This is a genomic window from Kitasatospora sp. NPDC098663 (assembly GCF_044760075.1).
In the GTDB taxonomy this organism is placed as follows: domain Bacteria; phylum Actinomycetota; class Actinomycetes; order Streptomycetales; family Streptomycetaceae; genus Kitasatospora.
Genome location: NZ_JBIWAP010000001.1, coordinates 147929 through 162434 on the forward strand (window position 1 = coordinate 147929; position 14506 = coordinate 162434).

The 14506-nt window shown below is 77.8% G+C and carries 10 protein-coding genes; 8 read left to right on the forward strand and 2 right to left on the reverse strand.

Features of this window, described 5'->3' with window-relative positions:
• Positions 1-21: 21 nt before the first annotated feature.
• Positions 22-858 carry a Nif3-like dinuclear metal center hexameric protein gene (locus tag ACIQVZ_RS00655; protein WP_350885034.1) on the reverse strand — a complete coding sequence of 279 codons (837 nt, stop codon included), beginning with the start codon at positions 856-858 and terminating at the stop codon, positions 22-24.
• Positions 859-1482: 624 nt separating this feature from the next.
• Between ACIQVZ_RS00655 and ACIQVZ_RS00660 the strand changes: the two genes are divergently transcribed.
• The 6 genes from ACIQVZ_RS00660 (at position 1483) to ACIQVZ_RS00685 (ending at position 11127) form a co-directional block, all read left to right on the forward strand.
• Positions 1483-4683, forward strand: coding sequence for a lanthionine synthetase LanC family protein (locus tag ACIQVZ_RS00660; RefSeq protein WP_402445943.1), 3201 nt, complete (start codon positions 1483-1485; stop codon positions 4681-4683).
• Positions 4680-6677, forward strand: a complete 1998-nt coding sequence (locus ACIQVZ_RS00665) for an alpha/beta fold hydrolase (RefSeq protein ID WP_350885030.1) — start codon at positions 4680-4682, stop codon at positions 6675-6677. The genes ACIQVZ_RS00660 and ACIQVZ_RS00665 overlap by 4 nt, the downstream gene beginning before the upstream one ends.
• Positions 6678-6928: 251 nt before the next feature.
• A complete protein-coding gene (locus ACIQVZ_RS00670) occupies positions 6929-7072 on the forward strand; it encodes a VenA family class IV lanthipeptide (protein WP_159398410.1) in 144 nt (47 codons plus the stop codon).
• A 145-nt stretch (positions 7073-7217) separates the two neighbouring features.
• Positions 7218-8873, forward strand: coding sequence for an ATP-binding cassette domain-containing protein (locus tag ACIQVZ_RS00675; protein WP_402445946.1), 1656 nt, complete (start codon positions 7218-7220; stop codon positions 8871-8873).
• Between the two features lie 206 nt (positions 8874-9079).
• The gene (locus ACIQVZ_RS00680) at positions 9080-10786 is read left to right on the forward strand and encodes an ATP-binding cassette domain-containing protein (RefSeq protein WP_402445948.1); all 1707 of its coding nucleotides are present in this window, start codon (positions 9080-9082) and stop codon (positions 10784-10786) included.
• A gap of 167 nt (positions 10787-10953) precedes the next feature.
• Complete coding sequence (locus ACIQVZ_RS00685; RefSeq protein ID WP_350885024.1) at positions 10954-11127, forward strand: hypothetical protein; 174 nt, start codon at positions 10954-10956, stop codon at positions 11125-11127.
• Positions 11128-11219: 92 nt separating this feature from the next.
• On the opposite strand, the gene ACIQVZ_RS00690 is transcribed toward ACIQVZ_RS00685, so the two are convergent.
• The gene (locus ACIQVZ_RS00690; protein ID WP_402445950.1) at positions 11220-12311 is read right to left on the reverse strand and encodes an alcohol dehydrogenase catalytic domain-containing protein; all 1092 of its coding nucleotides are present in this window, start codon (positions 12309-12311) and stop codon (positions 11220-11222) included.
• Between the two features lie 176 nt (positions 12312-12487).
• On the opposite strand from ACIQVZ_RS00690, the gene ACIQVZ_RS00695 reads away from it, so the two are divergent.
• Together ACIQVZ_RS00695 and ACIQVZ_RS00700 are read left to right on the forward strand one after the other, a co-directional pair.
• Positions 12488-13144 carry a class I SAM-dependent methyltransferase gene (locus ACIQVZ_RS00695; RefSeq protein WP_350885020.1) on the forward strand — a complete coding sequence of 219 codons (657 nt, stop codon included), beginning with the start codon at positions 12488-12490 and terminating at the stop codon, positions 13142-13144.
• A gap of 167 nt (positions 13145-13311) precedes the next feature.
• Positions 13312-14502: a hypothetical protein gene (locus ACIQVZ_RS00700; RefSeq protein ID WP_402445952.1), complete on the forward strand. Its 1191-nt coding sequence runs from the start codon at positions 13312-13314 to the stop codon at positions 14500-14502.
• Positions 14503-14506: the final 4 nt, after the last annotated feature.

The following is a 14506-nucleotide window of genomic DNA, read 5'->3' on the forward strand; positions in this document are numbered from 1 at the left end:
GGAAGGCTCCTGTGAATCGGGTCAGGCGGTGAAGGACATGGGGGCGTGCGCGGTCCACGGGTCGGTGACCCGGTGGGAGACCTTGGTCTCCACGGCCCAGCCGCGCTGGTCGGCGGCGGCGTGCAGGGCCCGCTCGGCCAGGGCGAGCCAGGGCCACTCGGTGGCCCAGTGCGCGGCGTCGACCAGGGCGACCGGCGCCGCCTCGGCGGCCTCGGACGCGGGGTGGTGGCGCAGGTCGGCGGTGAGGTAGGCGTCCACCCCGGCCGCCCGCACCTCGGCGAAGAAGCTGTCGCCCGAGCCGCCGCACACCGCGACCCGGCTCACCAGCCGGTCCGGGTCGCCGGAGACCCGGACGCCCGTGGCGGTGGCCGGCAGGCCCTCGGCCACCTGCGCGGCGAAGGCCGACAGGGGCAGCGGGGGCTCCAGCAGGCCGATCCGGCCGGTGCCGCGGCGGCCCAGCGGGTCGGTCGGGTCCGGCACCAGCGGGCCGGTCACCCTCAGGCCGACGGCCTCGGCGAGCGCGTCCGAGACGCCGGGGTCGGCGTGGTCGGCGTTGGTGTGCGCGACGTGCAGGGCGATGCCGTTGCTGATCAGCGTGTGTACGACCCGGCCCTTGAAGGTGGTCGCGGCGACGCTGGTGGTGCCGCGCAGGTAGAGGGGGTGGTGGGTGACCACCAGGTCGGCGCCCCACTCGACGGCCTCGTCGACGACCGCCTGCACGGGGTCGACGGCGAACAGCACGCGGCCGACCTCGGCCTGGGGGTCTCCGCAGACCAGGCCGACGGCGTCCCAGGCCTCCGCCCACTGCGGCGGGTAGACCTCTTCGAGCGCGGTGATGACGTCGGACAGTTTCGGCACCTGTCGAGACTACCGTGCGCGCGGGGGCGGTCGGGCCTCGGCCGTTCGGCGACCCGGGCGGCGGCGGGGCGGCCGGCGCGACGAGGATGCGGCGGCGGCGAGGCGGCGGCGAGGCGGCGGCGGGGTTCGGACACGGGTGCCGATGGCGTACGGGCGCGCGTCAACCTGCGGCGGGGGCGCCCGGGAGGGGCCGGCGCCGGTCGCACGCGCCCGCGCGCCCGGCGCCCACTGCTCACACGGGAGCCCTCGCATGAATTCGAAACCGCCTCCTGATCACCCTTAAGAGTGAAGTGACCGGCTCTGCGTTGAGCCACTCCCGCCTCGAAAGTAACTTCAGTCCTGCGAACGGGAGTTGCCCCGACAGTTGCCCCGACCGGGGGTCGGGAAGGCGCTCCGCCGGACACGGGCCCTGGCGAGACCGGGCCCGGGGCGGGCGCGGCCGGGGCACCTGCCCCAGGCGCGGCGCCGCCGTACCAGGGCGGTGCGCCGCACCGGGGCGGCGCTCCTGTTCAGGGGCGGCACTCCCGCTCCTTCCGAGGGAACCGATCAGGCCGGGCCGCACGCCCGGGTGCCGGAGCAGTGGGCACCGCGAGCGGCGGACGAGACGAAGGGATGTGGTGGCGGATGGCGGCGGGCACATCGCTGCGTACGGCCGGGGGCGGGGAATCGGCGGGCCACGGGCCGGATGCGGCCGGACCGTGGCCGGAGACGACGCGGGCGGCGCTGGCGGACGCCGGCGGCCGGGGAGGCGGCGGCGACTGGGAGGTCACCGCCGGGGGCTTCTGGTGCACGGCCAGGCCGCCCGCGTCGCCTCCACTCCCGGAGCAGGGCTGGAAGCTCCACGTCAGCGCGGCCTCGGCGGCGGGCGAAGCGGTGCTCGCCGCCGTCGTACGGGCTCTGGCCGACGACCCGTGCCCGTTCAAGTTCGCCGCCGGGGAGCAGCGGCTGCGCGAGCTCAACTCCCGTAACAGCGATCGGGGTTCGGCGGGCAAGTTCATCACCGTCTACCCGGCCGACGACGCCCAGTTCCGGCGGCTGGCCGCCGGACTCGACCGGGCCACCGCCGGACTGCCCGGACCCGTCGTGCTCTCCGACCGCCCCTACCGGCCCGGCAGCCTGGTCCACTACCGGTACGGCGCCTTCGCGGCCCGCGCCGAGCTCGGCCACGACGGGGAGTACCGCTCCGTCCTGCACGGGCCGGACGGCGAACGGGCCGAGGACGTGCGCGGCGCCTCCTACCGGGCGCCGTCCTGGGCCAGGGACCCGCTGGCGACCGGTGCGGCCCGGCCGGGGGCGAAGCGCGGCGCGGGCGTGCTGCTCGCCGAGCGGTACGCGATCACCGCCGCCGTACGGCACAGCGCCAAGGGCGGGGTCTTCCTCGGCCGGGAGGCCGCGAGCGGCGCCGAGGTCGTGGTCAAGCAGGCCCGCGCGCACATCGAGATCGACCGGGCCGGCACCGACGCCCGCGACGCCCTGCGGCACGAGGCCGCCCTGCTCACCCGGCTGGACGGGCAGGGCCTGGCGCCGCACCCGATCGAACTGATCGAACGGGACGACTCCCTCTTCCTCGTGCAGGAACGAATCGCCGGACAGCCGCTCGGCGCGTGGGTCGCCGCCCGGCTGCGGCGCGACGGCAGCCCCGACGTCGACTGGGCCGACGCCGAACCGGTCGCGCACGCCCTCCTCGACCTCGTCGAGCGGGTGCACGCCCAAGGGCTCGTCCTGCGCGACCTCTCCCCCGGCAACGTGATGGTCCGCCCCGACGGCCGCCTCCGGCTCGTCGACCTCGAACTCGCCGCCGAAACCGGCCGCCCCGCCGGCTCCGCCGGCACCCCCGGCTACCGCGCCCCCGAACAGGGGCCCGGCCGGCTCGGCCTCGTCCACGACGGCACCTGCGTCGCCGACCCGGCCGTCGACCTGTACGCCCTCGGCGGCCTGCTCTTCCTCCTCGCCACCGGCCACGACCCGCTGCTGCCGGACGACCTCCCCCGGGCCCGCCCGGTCGCCGAGCGCCTCGGCCGCTGGCTCACCCTCGCCGCCCGCACCGGCACCACCGCCCGCCGCCTCGCCCCCGCCGTCCTCGGCCTCCGGGCCGAGCAGCCGGGGCAGCGCTGGAGCCTCGCCCGGGTCAGGGCGGAACTCGCGGGCGGAGCCACTGCGGGCGCCCGGCGCGGCGGCGACACACGCCCGGGCGAGGCCCCCGGCGCCGCGCACGGCCAGGAGACCACCGCCGCCGTCACCCCCCTGTGGCAGGCCCCGAACCGGCGAACCGCGCACACCGGGCACCCCGACGACCCGCAGGCCGCCCGCGCGACCGGTGCCGCCGCCACCGCGCCCCCACAGCGAGCCGCCGACGGCAGTACCGCGCCCGCCAGGGCCGGTGCCATGCGGGCCGCCGCGGCTCCGCCGCGGCGCGCTGCGGGCCACTGGGCCACGCCCGCCGAGCACTCCGGCGACGCCCACGACGACCGTTCCGCGACCGCCGCGACCGCCCCGGCCGACGGCCTCCGGGCTGCCGTCCGACCCGACGGCGCCGCGGCGGACGCCGCCCGCCGCGCGTCGGCCGGCCTCCTCGACCGGGTGCTGTGCGACGGCCTGCGGCAGCTGGCCGCCACGGCCACGCCGCTGCGGCGGGACCGGCTGTGGCCGGTCGTGCCCGCCGGGGAGCGGACGGATCCGTGCAACGTGCAGCACGGCGCCGCCGGGGTACTGGCGGTGCTGGCGCGGGCGGTGGCGGCGGAGGGCCTGCCGGGCGGGGTCCGCGCGGAGGCCGCGCGCACGGCGCGGACGGCCGCCGGGTGGATCGAGCGGCACCTGGCCGCCGAGCCGGTGGTGCTGCCCGGGCTGCACTTCGGACGGTCGGGGACGGCCTGGGCGCTGCTGGACGCCGCCCGGGCGCTGGGCGACGACGGGCTGGCCGTTCGGGCCGCCGCGCTCGCCCGGCGGATCCCCGTCGAGTGGCCCAACCCCGACGTCTGCCACGGCGCGGCCGGCTCCGGGTTCACCCAACTCCGCTTTGCCGCAGAAGACTTCACCGCCAAAGCCGTCGGCGACCCGGACTTCCCCGACCGCGCCGCCCACTGCGGCCACGCCCTGCTCGCCGCCGCCCGGCGCGAGCCGTACGGGACGGTGTGGCCGGTGCCGGCGGACTTCGACTCGGCGCTCGCCGGGATCACCCATCTCGGCTTCGCGCACGGCGTGGCCGGCGCGGGCGCCTTCCTGCTGGCCGCCGCCGAGGCGACCGGCGACCGCGCACTGCTCGCCGGCGCCGTCGAGGCCGGGCACACGCTCGCCACGACCGTCCGCTGGGACGCGCCGCGCGAGAGCGCCTGGTGGCCGCAGAGTGCGGGCGATCCGGACCGCGTCCGGCTGTCGCACTGGTGCAGCGGCTCGTCCGGTGTGGGCACCTTCCTGCTGCGACTCTGGCGGGCCACCGGCGACGCCACCGCGCACGGGCTGGCGCTGGCCGCCGGGCGGGCCGTACTGGCCGGGCGCTGGCACGGTGGGGTGAGCGCCTGCCACGGCCTGGCCGGCGACGGCGAGTACCTGCTCGACCTCGCCGAAGTCGCCGCCGAGCCAGAATTCCGTTCCGGCGCCGAGGAGTTGGCGCAGCTGATCGCCGCCCGGTCGGCGCTGCGGGGCGGCCTGCTGGTGCTGCCGGACGAGACCGGGACGGGCTGCGCGGCCGGCTACGGCACCGGCGCGGCGGGCGCGCTGGCCTTCCTGCTGCGGCTCCGGCACGGCGGCCCCCGGCTCTGGGTGGATCCGGTGCCGCCCGCCGTGCGCCGGCTCCGGGGCGCGGGCAGCGGGGTGAGCGGGGCATGAACGTGGCCACCCGGACCGTCGCGCAGGCGCTGCGCCGGCTGAGCTTCACCTTCGCCGCCGACGGCGGTCACGCCGCCTGCCTCGCCTCGGCCGCCGACGGCGGCTGGTACGTGGAGAGTTGGCGGCTGCCGTCGGACGGCGGGCCGGCCACTCCGCTGGCGTTGCCGCTGCCCGGCAACCGGTCGGAGAGCCTGCGTTCGCAGCTGGTCGCGCTGCCGGACGGCTCGGTGCTGGTCTGCCGGCACGACGGCGAGCGGCACGACCTGGTCCGCCTCTCGTACGGAGAGAACGGCGCCGTGGAACAGCAGATGGCCACGATCCGGATGCCCGGGCTGCGGCTGCTGCCGATCCCGACGCACCACGGCGCCGGTCCGCGGACGCCGGTGGCGCTCGCCCTCGGGACGGACACCCGCCCGGCGACCACCGCCTGGCTGCTGCGGACGGACGGCAGCGAGCCCGAACGGGTCGCCGAGATCCCGGGGTTGCACGGCGGCGGCGCCTGGCTGGACCACGCCGGGGCGCTGCTGGCGCTGGACCGGGTGAACGCGGGGCTCGTCCGCACCGTGGTGCTGGACCTGCGCAGCGGCACGACCACCCCGCTGCTGGAAATCGGCGAGCGCAGCAACGACCGACTGGTGCTGTTCGACCCGGACAGCCGGTTCGCGATGGTGCGCAGCGACGCGCCGGGCACCGACCGGCTCGGCTGGGGCGTGCTGGGCGGCGGCGAACCGCTGCGGTTCCCGGAGTGCCTGCACGTCGCGGGCATGTTCCTGCGGCCGGTCGCGCTGCGGCGGACGGCGGACGGCCCGCAGGTGGCGGTGCAGGTCGACCACGGCGCCGGCTCCGCGCTCGCCCTGTGGCGGGCCGCCGCCGGGCGGCTGGACCAGCTGCCGGTGCCGCCCGGCCGGCTCGGCGCGGTCGGGCACTGGGGCGGGGCGGCGCTGCGGCTCCCGTACTCCTCGCCCGACCACCCGGCGGCGCTGGCCGCCCTGGACGTGGACGCGCTGCTGGCGCACGGCCCGGCGAAGGCCGGGTCAGGCCCGATGCCGATGCCGCTGCCGCTGCAACTGGCACCGTTGGGCTCCGGCCTGCCCGGCCCGTGGCGGGACACCGTGCCGCCCTGGCAGCCCGGCGGTCCGCGCACCTCCCGCACCCCGCCGCCGGGTTGGCGGGTGGACGGCAGCACCGCACCCGGGGACGGCGGCCGCTGGCAGCCCGCGCAGAGCCTCGAACTCGCCGGCCCGGCCGGGCCGTTGGAGGCCGTGGTGTACGGCGGGGACACCTGGCTGAGCAGCCCGCACCTGGTGCTGGCGCTGCACGGGGGCCCGGCGGACGCCTGGCGGCTGGAGTTCGACCCGGCCCTTCAGCGGATGGCCGCCGAGGGCCTGGCCGTGATCGCACCGAACCAGCGCGGCTCCACCGGCTACGGGGTGGCGCACGCGATGGCCATCCGGGGCGCCTGGGGCGGGCCCGACCTGGACGACGTGCTGTACCTGCTGGACGGCATCGCCGGCCAGCGCGCGGCACTCGGACTGGAGCCGCCGGCCCTGTTCGGGGTCAGCTACGGCGCGTTCCTGGCGCTGCTGGCGGCCGCGCACGCGCCGGCCGAGCAGGTGTCCCGCTGCGCGGTGGTCGCGCCGTTCCTGTCCGGCGCCCGGCTGCTGGCCGAAGCGGCGCCCCCCGTACGGGCGCTGACCACCCGGCTGGCCGGCGACGAACCGGTCACCGACGCCCGCGGCCCGCGCGACGTCCTCCAGCTGGCGCACCGGCTGAGCGCCCCGCTGCTGGTGGTGCACGGCAACCGGGACGAGGTCGTGCCGGTGAGCCAGTCCCGTTCGCTGCGGCACGAGTTGCTGCGGATCGGCCGGGTCGAGGGCGCGGACTTCCGGTACGTCGAGGCGGCCGGATCGGGCCACGAGGTGCTCGCCGAGGAGGGCGCGGCCGTGCTGCACGAGCTGCTGGCCGCGTTCCTGCGGACCGGCCGACCGGGCTGACCGGAGCCCCGGCGCCTCGCCACACCGACACCTCGACCCGTCAGGACGTCGACTCCTCGAATCCTCGACACCTCAACACCTCGACTCCTCGACTCCTCGACATCAGGACGTCGACACCTCACCACACAGACTCCCGGGCCCGACGCGGCCCGGGGCACCACCCCGGCGCGGCGGACCGAGCCGCCCGGGGGCGACACCCGATGCCCGCAGGCAGATCGCGGCGGGCGTAGTTCCAGGGGAGGAACCCGATCATGGAGAACATGGTGGACTTCGAGACCGACCTCGCGGCGCTGCAGGACCTGCCGGAGACCGAGTCCGTCGAGCTGACCGGCCACGGCGCCGGCTGCCAGTACACCTGTCTCATCCTCACCTGCCTGATCTTCACCAACAGCTGATCCAGGCGGTGAGCCGTGGGTGCCGTCCCCGCCTGTCCGGACAGGCGGGGACGGCACCGTCCGTTTCCCTGCACGTGCCTGCCCCCCGACCCCTACCCGACGTTCCGACGTTCCGACGTTCCGACGTTCCGACGGGAGCTCCGACTTGCCCCGCCGCCCCACCGGCTGGACCCTCGCACTCGGCATCGCCCTGCCGGTCGGGGCCGCCACCACGCTCGCCCTGCCCGCCGCCCTCGCCGCGGCCGTCGACGCCGCCCTCGGCCACCGGCCCGGGCCCGGCGCCTTCGTACGGCTCGCCCTCGTCCTGGGCGTGGCCGCCGCGGCCGACGCCACCGCCGCCGCGGCCGGCCCGGCCTGCTCCGCCGAGGCCACCGCCGCCCTGCGCGGGCGCCTCGTCCGCCACCTGCTCGCCCTCGGGCCCGGCGGCCGGCTCCGCCACGGACCACCGCCCGGCGACCTCGCCGCCCGCCTGCTGGGCTCGGCCGGCGACGCGGGCGGCCGGCTGCCCGCCGTCCTCGGCGCGGCCACGGCGCTGCTCACCTCGGCGGGCGCGATCGTCGGGCTCGGGCTGCTGTCGCCGTGGCTGGCGCTCGCCTTCTTCGCGGGCGTCGTCCCCGGCGTGGTGCTGATCCGGCTCTTCCTGCGCGAGGCCGGACCGGTGTTCGCCCGCTACCAGGAGGTCCAGGCCGACCTTGCCGCCCGGCTCAGCGGCGCCCTCGCCGGACTGCCCGGCATCCACGCCGCCGGCGCCGAACAGCGCGAGGCGGCACGGGTGTTGGCGCCGCTGCCGGAGCTGTCCGCCGCCGGGCAGGCGCTCTGGGCGGCGCAGCGGCGCACCGCCTGGCAGGCCACCCTGCTGATCGCGGCGGTCGAGGTCGCGGTGCTCGCCACCGCCGGGTCGCTCCTCGCCGACGGCGCCCTGGCCCCCGGGGCGCTCGCCGCCGCGGCCGGCTGGGCGGCCCTCGGCGCCGGGCTCTTCGAGCAGGTCGAGGCGCTGGTCGCGGTGGCGCACGCCCGCGCCGGGCAGGCCCGGGCCGACGAACTGCTGGCCGTCCGCCCGACCGACCCCGGCCTGGCGGCCCTCCCCACCGGCGGCTACGGGGAGGTCGTCCTGCGCGGCGTGGTGGTGCGCGACGGCGACCGGGTGCTGCTCGGCCCGCTCGACCTGACGATCCCCGGCGGCCGCACGGTCGCGCTGGTGGGGCGCTCCGGCTCCGGCAAGTCCCTGCTGGCCGCGCTGCCCGGGCGGCTGCGCGACCCCGACGAGGGCACCGTGCTGATCGACGGCGTCCCGGTGGACACGCTGGCCCCGTCCGAACTGCGGCACGCGGTCGGCTACGCCTTCGCCCGGCCCGCCCTGGTCGGCCGTACGGTCCGCGACGCGCTGGCCGGCGCCGGCCCGGCCGAGGCGGCGGCCGCCCGCGCGGACGGCTTCCTCCAGCGGCTGCCCCGGGGCTGGGACACCCCGCTCGACGAACTCCGGCTCTCCGGCGGCGAACTGCAACGCCTCGGCCTGGCCCGGCTCCTGGCCCAGCCCGCCCGGGTCGTCGTCCTCGACGACGCCACCTCGGGCCTGGACCTCGCCACCGAGTACCAGGTCACCGAGGCCCTCGATCGCGCGACCCTCGGCCGCACCCGGCTGGTGGTCGCCCACCGCGCCGGCGTCGCCGCCCGCGCCGACCTCGTCGCCTGGCTCGACGCCGGCCGCCTGCGCGGCCTCGCCCCGCACACCACCCTCCTCGCCGACCCCGACTACCGCGCCGCCCTGTCGGACACCGCCCTCCAGACGGCCTCCGCCTGATGGCCCGCCACCGCACCCCGTCCGACGGCGGCGCAGGACGTCGGCCCGCTCGACTTCCCACGCAACCGCCCGCCCCGCCCGGCACGAGAAGTCGGCATCGCCGACGGCCCGCAACAGCCGGAGCCCCGCACCGGCCCGGCGCGGGCCGACCACCCGGCACCGGAAGTCGGCGACGCCGACTTCCCGCGCTCGCCTCCCCCGGATGGGTGCTGCTGTTCCGGCAACTGGCCGTCACCCGCGGGCCGCTGCTGCGGCTGCTCGCGTGGTCCGGGGTGGAGGCGCTGCCGCCGCTGCTGTCCGGGCTGCTCGTCTCGGCCGCCGTCGACCAGGGGTTCCTGGCCGGGCGGCCGGGGGCCGGGGTGGCCTGGCTGGCCGGGTTCGGCGCCGCGATGGCCGTCCGGGCGTACGCGGCGCGGGCCGGGTTCCCGCACCTGGCGGGGGTGGTGGAGCCGTTGCGGGACGCCCTGGTCGAGCGGGTGGTCCGCAGCGCGCTCGCCCGGCCGTCGGCGGATCCGGCCGAGGTCGCCCGGCTCACCGAACAGGTGGAGTCCGCGCGACAGTTGACCGCCACCCTGCTGCGCACCCTGCGCGGCGTCGGGGTCACCCTGGTCGCCGCCCTGGCCGGCCTGGCGCTGCTGGCGCCCGCCGTCCTGCCGCTGGTCCTGCTGCCGCTGCTCGCCGCCGGGTTCCTCTTCGCCCGGCTGCTGCGCCCGCTGGTGGCGCGGCGGCACGCGGTCGTGCTCGCCGAGGAGCGGCTGGCCGCCGAGGCGGGGCGGGCGCTGCACGGGTTGCGCGACGTGCAGGCCACGGGCACCCGGGAGCGGGTCGCCGAGGCGCTGACCGGGGCCGCCCGGGCGAGCGCCGCCGCCTCCCGCGCCCTGGGCCGGGCCTCGGCCCTGCGCGCGCTGGTCGTGGCCCTCGGCGGCCGGCTGCCCGTCCTGGCCGTCCTCGCCGCCGCGCCCTGGCTGCTCGCCCGCGAGGCCCTGACCCCCGGCGAACTGCTCGGTGTCGCCACCTATCTGCTGCAGCAACTCGACCCGGCGGTGCGGACGTTGGCGGGTACGGTCGGCGGCTGGCTGCTCAACCTCGCCGTCGTCCTGGACCGCCTGGCCGCCACCACGAGCGACCTCCCGGCGGACGCGGCCCCGAGCACACCGCCCGCGAGAGCCGCGGGGCCGGAGCCGGAGGTCCTGGTCAGCGGGTTGAGGTACGGGCACGGCGGGGCCGGGGCTCCGGTGCTGGAGGGGCTGGAGGTCGGCTTCGGCCCCGGGGAGCACGTGGCCGTGGTGGGGGTGAGCGGGGCGGGGAAGTCGACGCTGGCGGCCCTGCTGGCCGGGGTGCTGACGCCGACGGGCGGGGCCGTGTCGGTGGGCGGGGTGCGGCCGGACGGGCTGGCGGGGGCCGCGCGGGCGCGGCTGGTGGCGCTGGTGCCGCAGGAGGCGTACGTGTTCCCGGGGCCGGTGCGGTCCAATCTGACCTGGCTCTCCCCGGAGGTCACGGAGGAGCAACTCGCCCGTGCCGTCCGCGTGCTGGGGGCCGATCAGGTGGTCGCGCGGCTGGGCGGACCGGAGGCCGTCCTGCGCGATCCGGGCGTGTTGTCGGGCGGGGAGCGGCAGTTGCTCGCGCTGGTGCGGACGTATCTGTCGCCGGCTCCGGTCGTGGTGCTGGACGAGGCGACCTGCCATCTGGACCCGCGTGCGGAGGAGCGGGTCGAGCGGGCGTTCGCCGCCCGGCCGGGGACTCTCGTCGTCGTCGCGCACCGGATCAGCTCGGCCCTGCGCGCGGACCGGGTGCTGCTGCTGGACGGCGGGCGGGGGGTGCTCGCCCGGCACGGCGATCTTCAGGTGCTGTCCCCGCTGTACCGCGAGTTGGTCGGTCACTGGCTGGGTTCGACGGCGGGTCGCGCGTCATGATCTCGATAGGATCTCGTCCGTTCCGGCCGTTATGGTGGCCGGGGCACGGGCCGCGATCACCGGCTGTGGCGCGTACCGAGCGCCCGATCGGGGACCCGACCGCGCGCCGCCAAGCGCCGGCCGGGCGCCGATGACCTGCACCCTCCGCACGGAAAAGACGATTTCTGATGTCCGACACCCTCACCGACACCACCGGACCCACGGCCAACGGGACCGACGCCGACGAGAGCACCGCCGGGGACACCTCGTCGCACGGCCGGCACCGGGGCCGTTCCGCCGCCGACGACAAGCCCGAGGCCGACCCGCACGGCCGGCACCGCGCCGCGGCGGACCGGGGCTGAGCACGCCCGCACCGGGAGGGCCCGTCGGGGGGAGCACCCCCCGGCGGGCCCTCGTCGCATCCCGGGTCGCGGGTTCGGGGAGGGCGCGCGGCTCAGCGCCCCAGCGTCACGACCGTCCGCAGCGCCTCGCCGCTGCGCATCTGGGCGATCGCCTCGTTGACGTCCGCCAGGTCGACGCGGTGGCTGATCATGCCGTCGAGGTCGATCCGCCCGGCCCGCCACAGGTCGACGACCAGGGCGATGGTGCGGGCCACCGGCGCCCCGCCGTAGAGCGAGGGCAGCAGGCGCTTCTCGTTGAAGAACAGCTCGCCCATGGTGAACTGCGCGAGGTCGTCCTGCGCGCCGGCGCCGATCACCACGACCGCGCCGCCGCGCCGGGCCGCGTCGTAGCCGGCCCGGACGGTGGCGGACCGGCCGACGGCCTCGAAGACGTAGTCGAAGCCGCCGCCGGGCAGGCCCTTCGCCGTCGCCTTGAGGTCCTCGGGGGCGATCGCCTCGGTCGCGCCGAAGGCCAGGGCCCGCTCGCGGCGCGAGACGACCGGGTCGACGACGGTGATCCGGGCGGCGCCGCAGACCCGGGCGCCCTGCACGGTGGCGACCCCGACCCCGCCCGCGCCGATCACCGCGACGGAGGCGCCGGGTTCGACCCGGGCGGTGTTGACGGCGGCGCCGACGCCCGTGGTCACCCCGCAGCCGATCAGCGCGGCGGCCTCGTACGGCAGGTCGGCGGGCACCTTGATGACGGCGTCCGCGGCGACCACGACCTCCTCGGCGAACGCCCCGGTGCCGTAGAACCCGGAGGCCTCGACCGCCGCGCCGCCGTCCTCGAAGCGGAAGCCGGGCGCGCCGAGCCGCCGCAGGCTGGCGATGCACAGGTGGCCGCGGCCCCGCTCGCAGTGCGCGCAGCGGCCGCAGGGCGCCATCCAGCAGAGCACCACGCGGTCACCGGGGGCGAGGCCGGCCACGCCCTCACCGACCTCCACGACCTCCCCGGCGCCCTCGTGCCCGGGGACGAACGGCGCGGGCTGCGGCAGGACGCCGCTCATCGCCGAGAGGTCGGAGTGGCAGAGGCTGGCCGCGCGCATCCGGACCCGTACGGCGCCCGGCCCGAAGCCGACGGCCGTCACGTCCTCCCGGACGTCGAGGGTCTCCTGGCCGGTCTTGTGCAGGACGGCTGCGCGCATGGGGCTGCTCCCGGTGTGCCTCGTGTGCTCGGTTTCCACGGTCGGGCCCGATTCTGACACGGGCGCCCCGACCCGACTAGAACACGTTCCAGGGCCGCTGTGGTCCGCCCCTCTACCGTCGAGTAGGGTCCGGGGCGAACGCGTTCGCGCACGTCCCGAGCCCGAGGAGCACCGTGATGTCCGACCTGCTGGAGAGTGTCCGCCCGGCGGCCGAGGTGCTGGCGGCGTTCGAGGCGGCCACCGGATTCATGCCGGTGGACGAGGGGCTGGCGCTGTACGCGGCGGCGGTGACGGCGGCGCGGCGCACCGGGCTGCCGGTGCTGGAGATCGGCACCTACTGCGGCCGCTCGGCGGTCCTGCTGGCGGCGGCCGCCCGGGAGACCGGGACGACCGCGCTGACGGTGGACCACCACCGCGGCTCGGAGGAGCAGCAGCCCGGCTGGGAGTACCACGACCCGACGCTGGTGGACCAGGAGGTGGGGCTGATGGACACCCTGCCGCGCTTCCGCCGGACGCTGCACGCCGCCGGGCTGGAGGAGCACGTGGTGGCGCTGGTGGGCCGCTCGCCGCGGATCGCGGCGCTGTGGGGGCGGCCGCTGGCCCTGGTGTTCATCGACGGCGGGCACACCGACGAGCACGCGACCGGCGACTACGAGGGCTGGGCCCCGCACCTGGCGCCGGACGGGCTGCTGGTGGTGCACGACGTGTTCCCGGACCCGGCGGACGGCGGCCAGGCCCCGTACCGGGTGTACCTGCGGGCGCTGGCCGAGGGCTTCGAGGAGGTCTCGGTGACGGGCTCGCTGCGCGTCCTGCGCCGGACCGCCGCGAGCTGACCGCCCGCCGATCCACCGCCCGATCCGCCCGCCGATCCGCCGAGCGGCCCCACAGCCCCGCACGGATGCTCTAACGTCGTGCCGGAGCTGTCGGGCGGAGGTTCGAACGGTACGGTGTCCGCGCAGCACCAGGCAGAGCATCGGCGGACGGTGGGGGCTAGCGGCACATGACGGACCAGCACAACACCGCTCCGGCAGTCTGGGATCCCACCGCGCGCGGCGGCGCGGGCGGCTGGGTGCGCGGCCCGCAGCGACCCGCCGGGCCCACCCCGGCTCAGCCCACCCCGCCGCAGCCGAACCCGGCGCAGCCCACCCCCGCTCAGCCCGCCGCCGGCGCCGCCGGGGACCAGGGCCCCCCGCTGGGCGCCCGCCCGTACCTGGCCGCCCCGAAGCCGCCGTCCGTGCCGCCGCCGGCGCCGTTCCCCTCCCACGCGTCCGCGCAGAACCCGGGGCCCGGCTACGTGTCCGGCGAGGCCCCCGGCCCCGGCTACGTGTACCCGCCGCAGCCGCCCGCCGGCCCGCAGCAGCCCCCGTACGTCCCGTACCAGGGACAGCCCGACTACCCCTCCGGCTACCCCTCCGACTACCCCTCCGGCTATCCCGCCGGCTACGAGGACCCGGACGACGAGGACCGTCCGAAGAACCGGAAGGCGCCGCTGCTGATCGGCTTCGCGCTGCTCCTGGTGGTGGCGGTCGGCGGCGGCCTGCTGGTGGCCGCCCGGAACAGCGGCGACAAGAAGGACCAGGCCTCGCCCGCCCCGCCGTCCGCCTCCGCGACGTCCACCGGGAACCCGCCGACGGGCCCGGCGCCCACCGGTACGGACGCCGCGCCGAACGGCGCCACCGACCCGGCCTCGTCCGCCGCGGCGCCGTCCCCGACCGCGAGCGGTGCCGGCGCCGACGCCAAGACGCAGGCACAGGCCCTGGACGGCCTGCTCACCGAGGGCGAGAGCGCGAAGGCCCCGATCGGCAGCGCGGTCGCCAAGGTGAGCAGCTGCCCGGCGAAGGCCGACATCGAGAGCGCGGCGCAGGTGTTCGACAACGGCGCCAAGCAGCGCGACGGACTGCTGCGCAAGCTCGCCGGGATGAGCGCCTCCGACGTGCCGGGCGGCGCGGACGCGATGGCGTCGCTGAAGTCCGCCTGGCAGCTGTCGGCCGACATCGACCGGGCGTACGCGAACTGGGCGCGGGCGGTCGCCGGCCAGGGCTGCTCGGGCTCGGCCCCGAACACCGCCGACAAGAAGCGGGCCGACGAGCTCAACCCGCAGGCCACCCAGGCGAAGAAGGACTTCGCGGGCAAGTGGAAGCCGATCGCCGACACGTACGGCCTCACCCCGCGCACCCAGGACAGGATCTGATCCA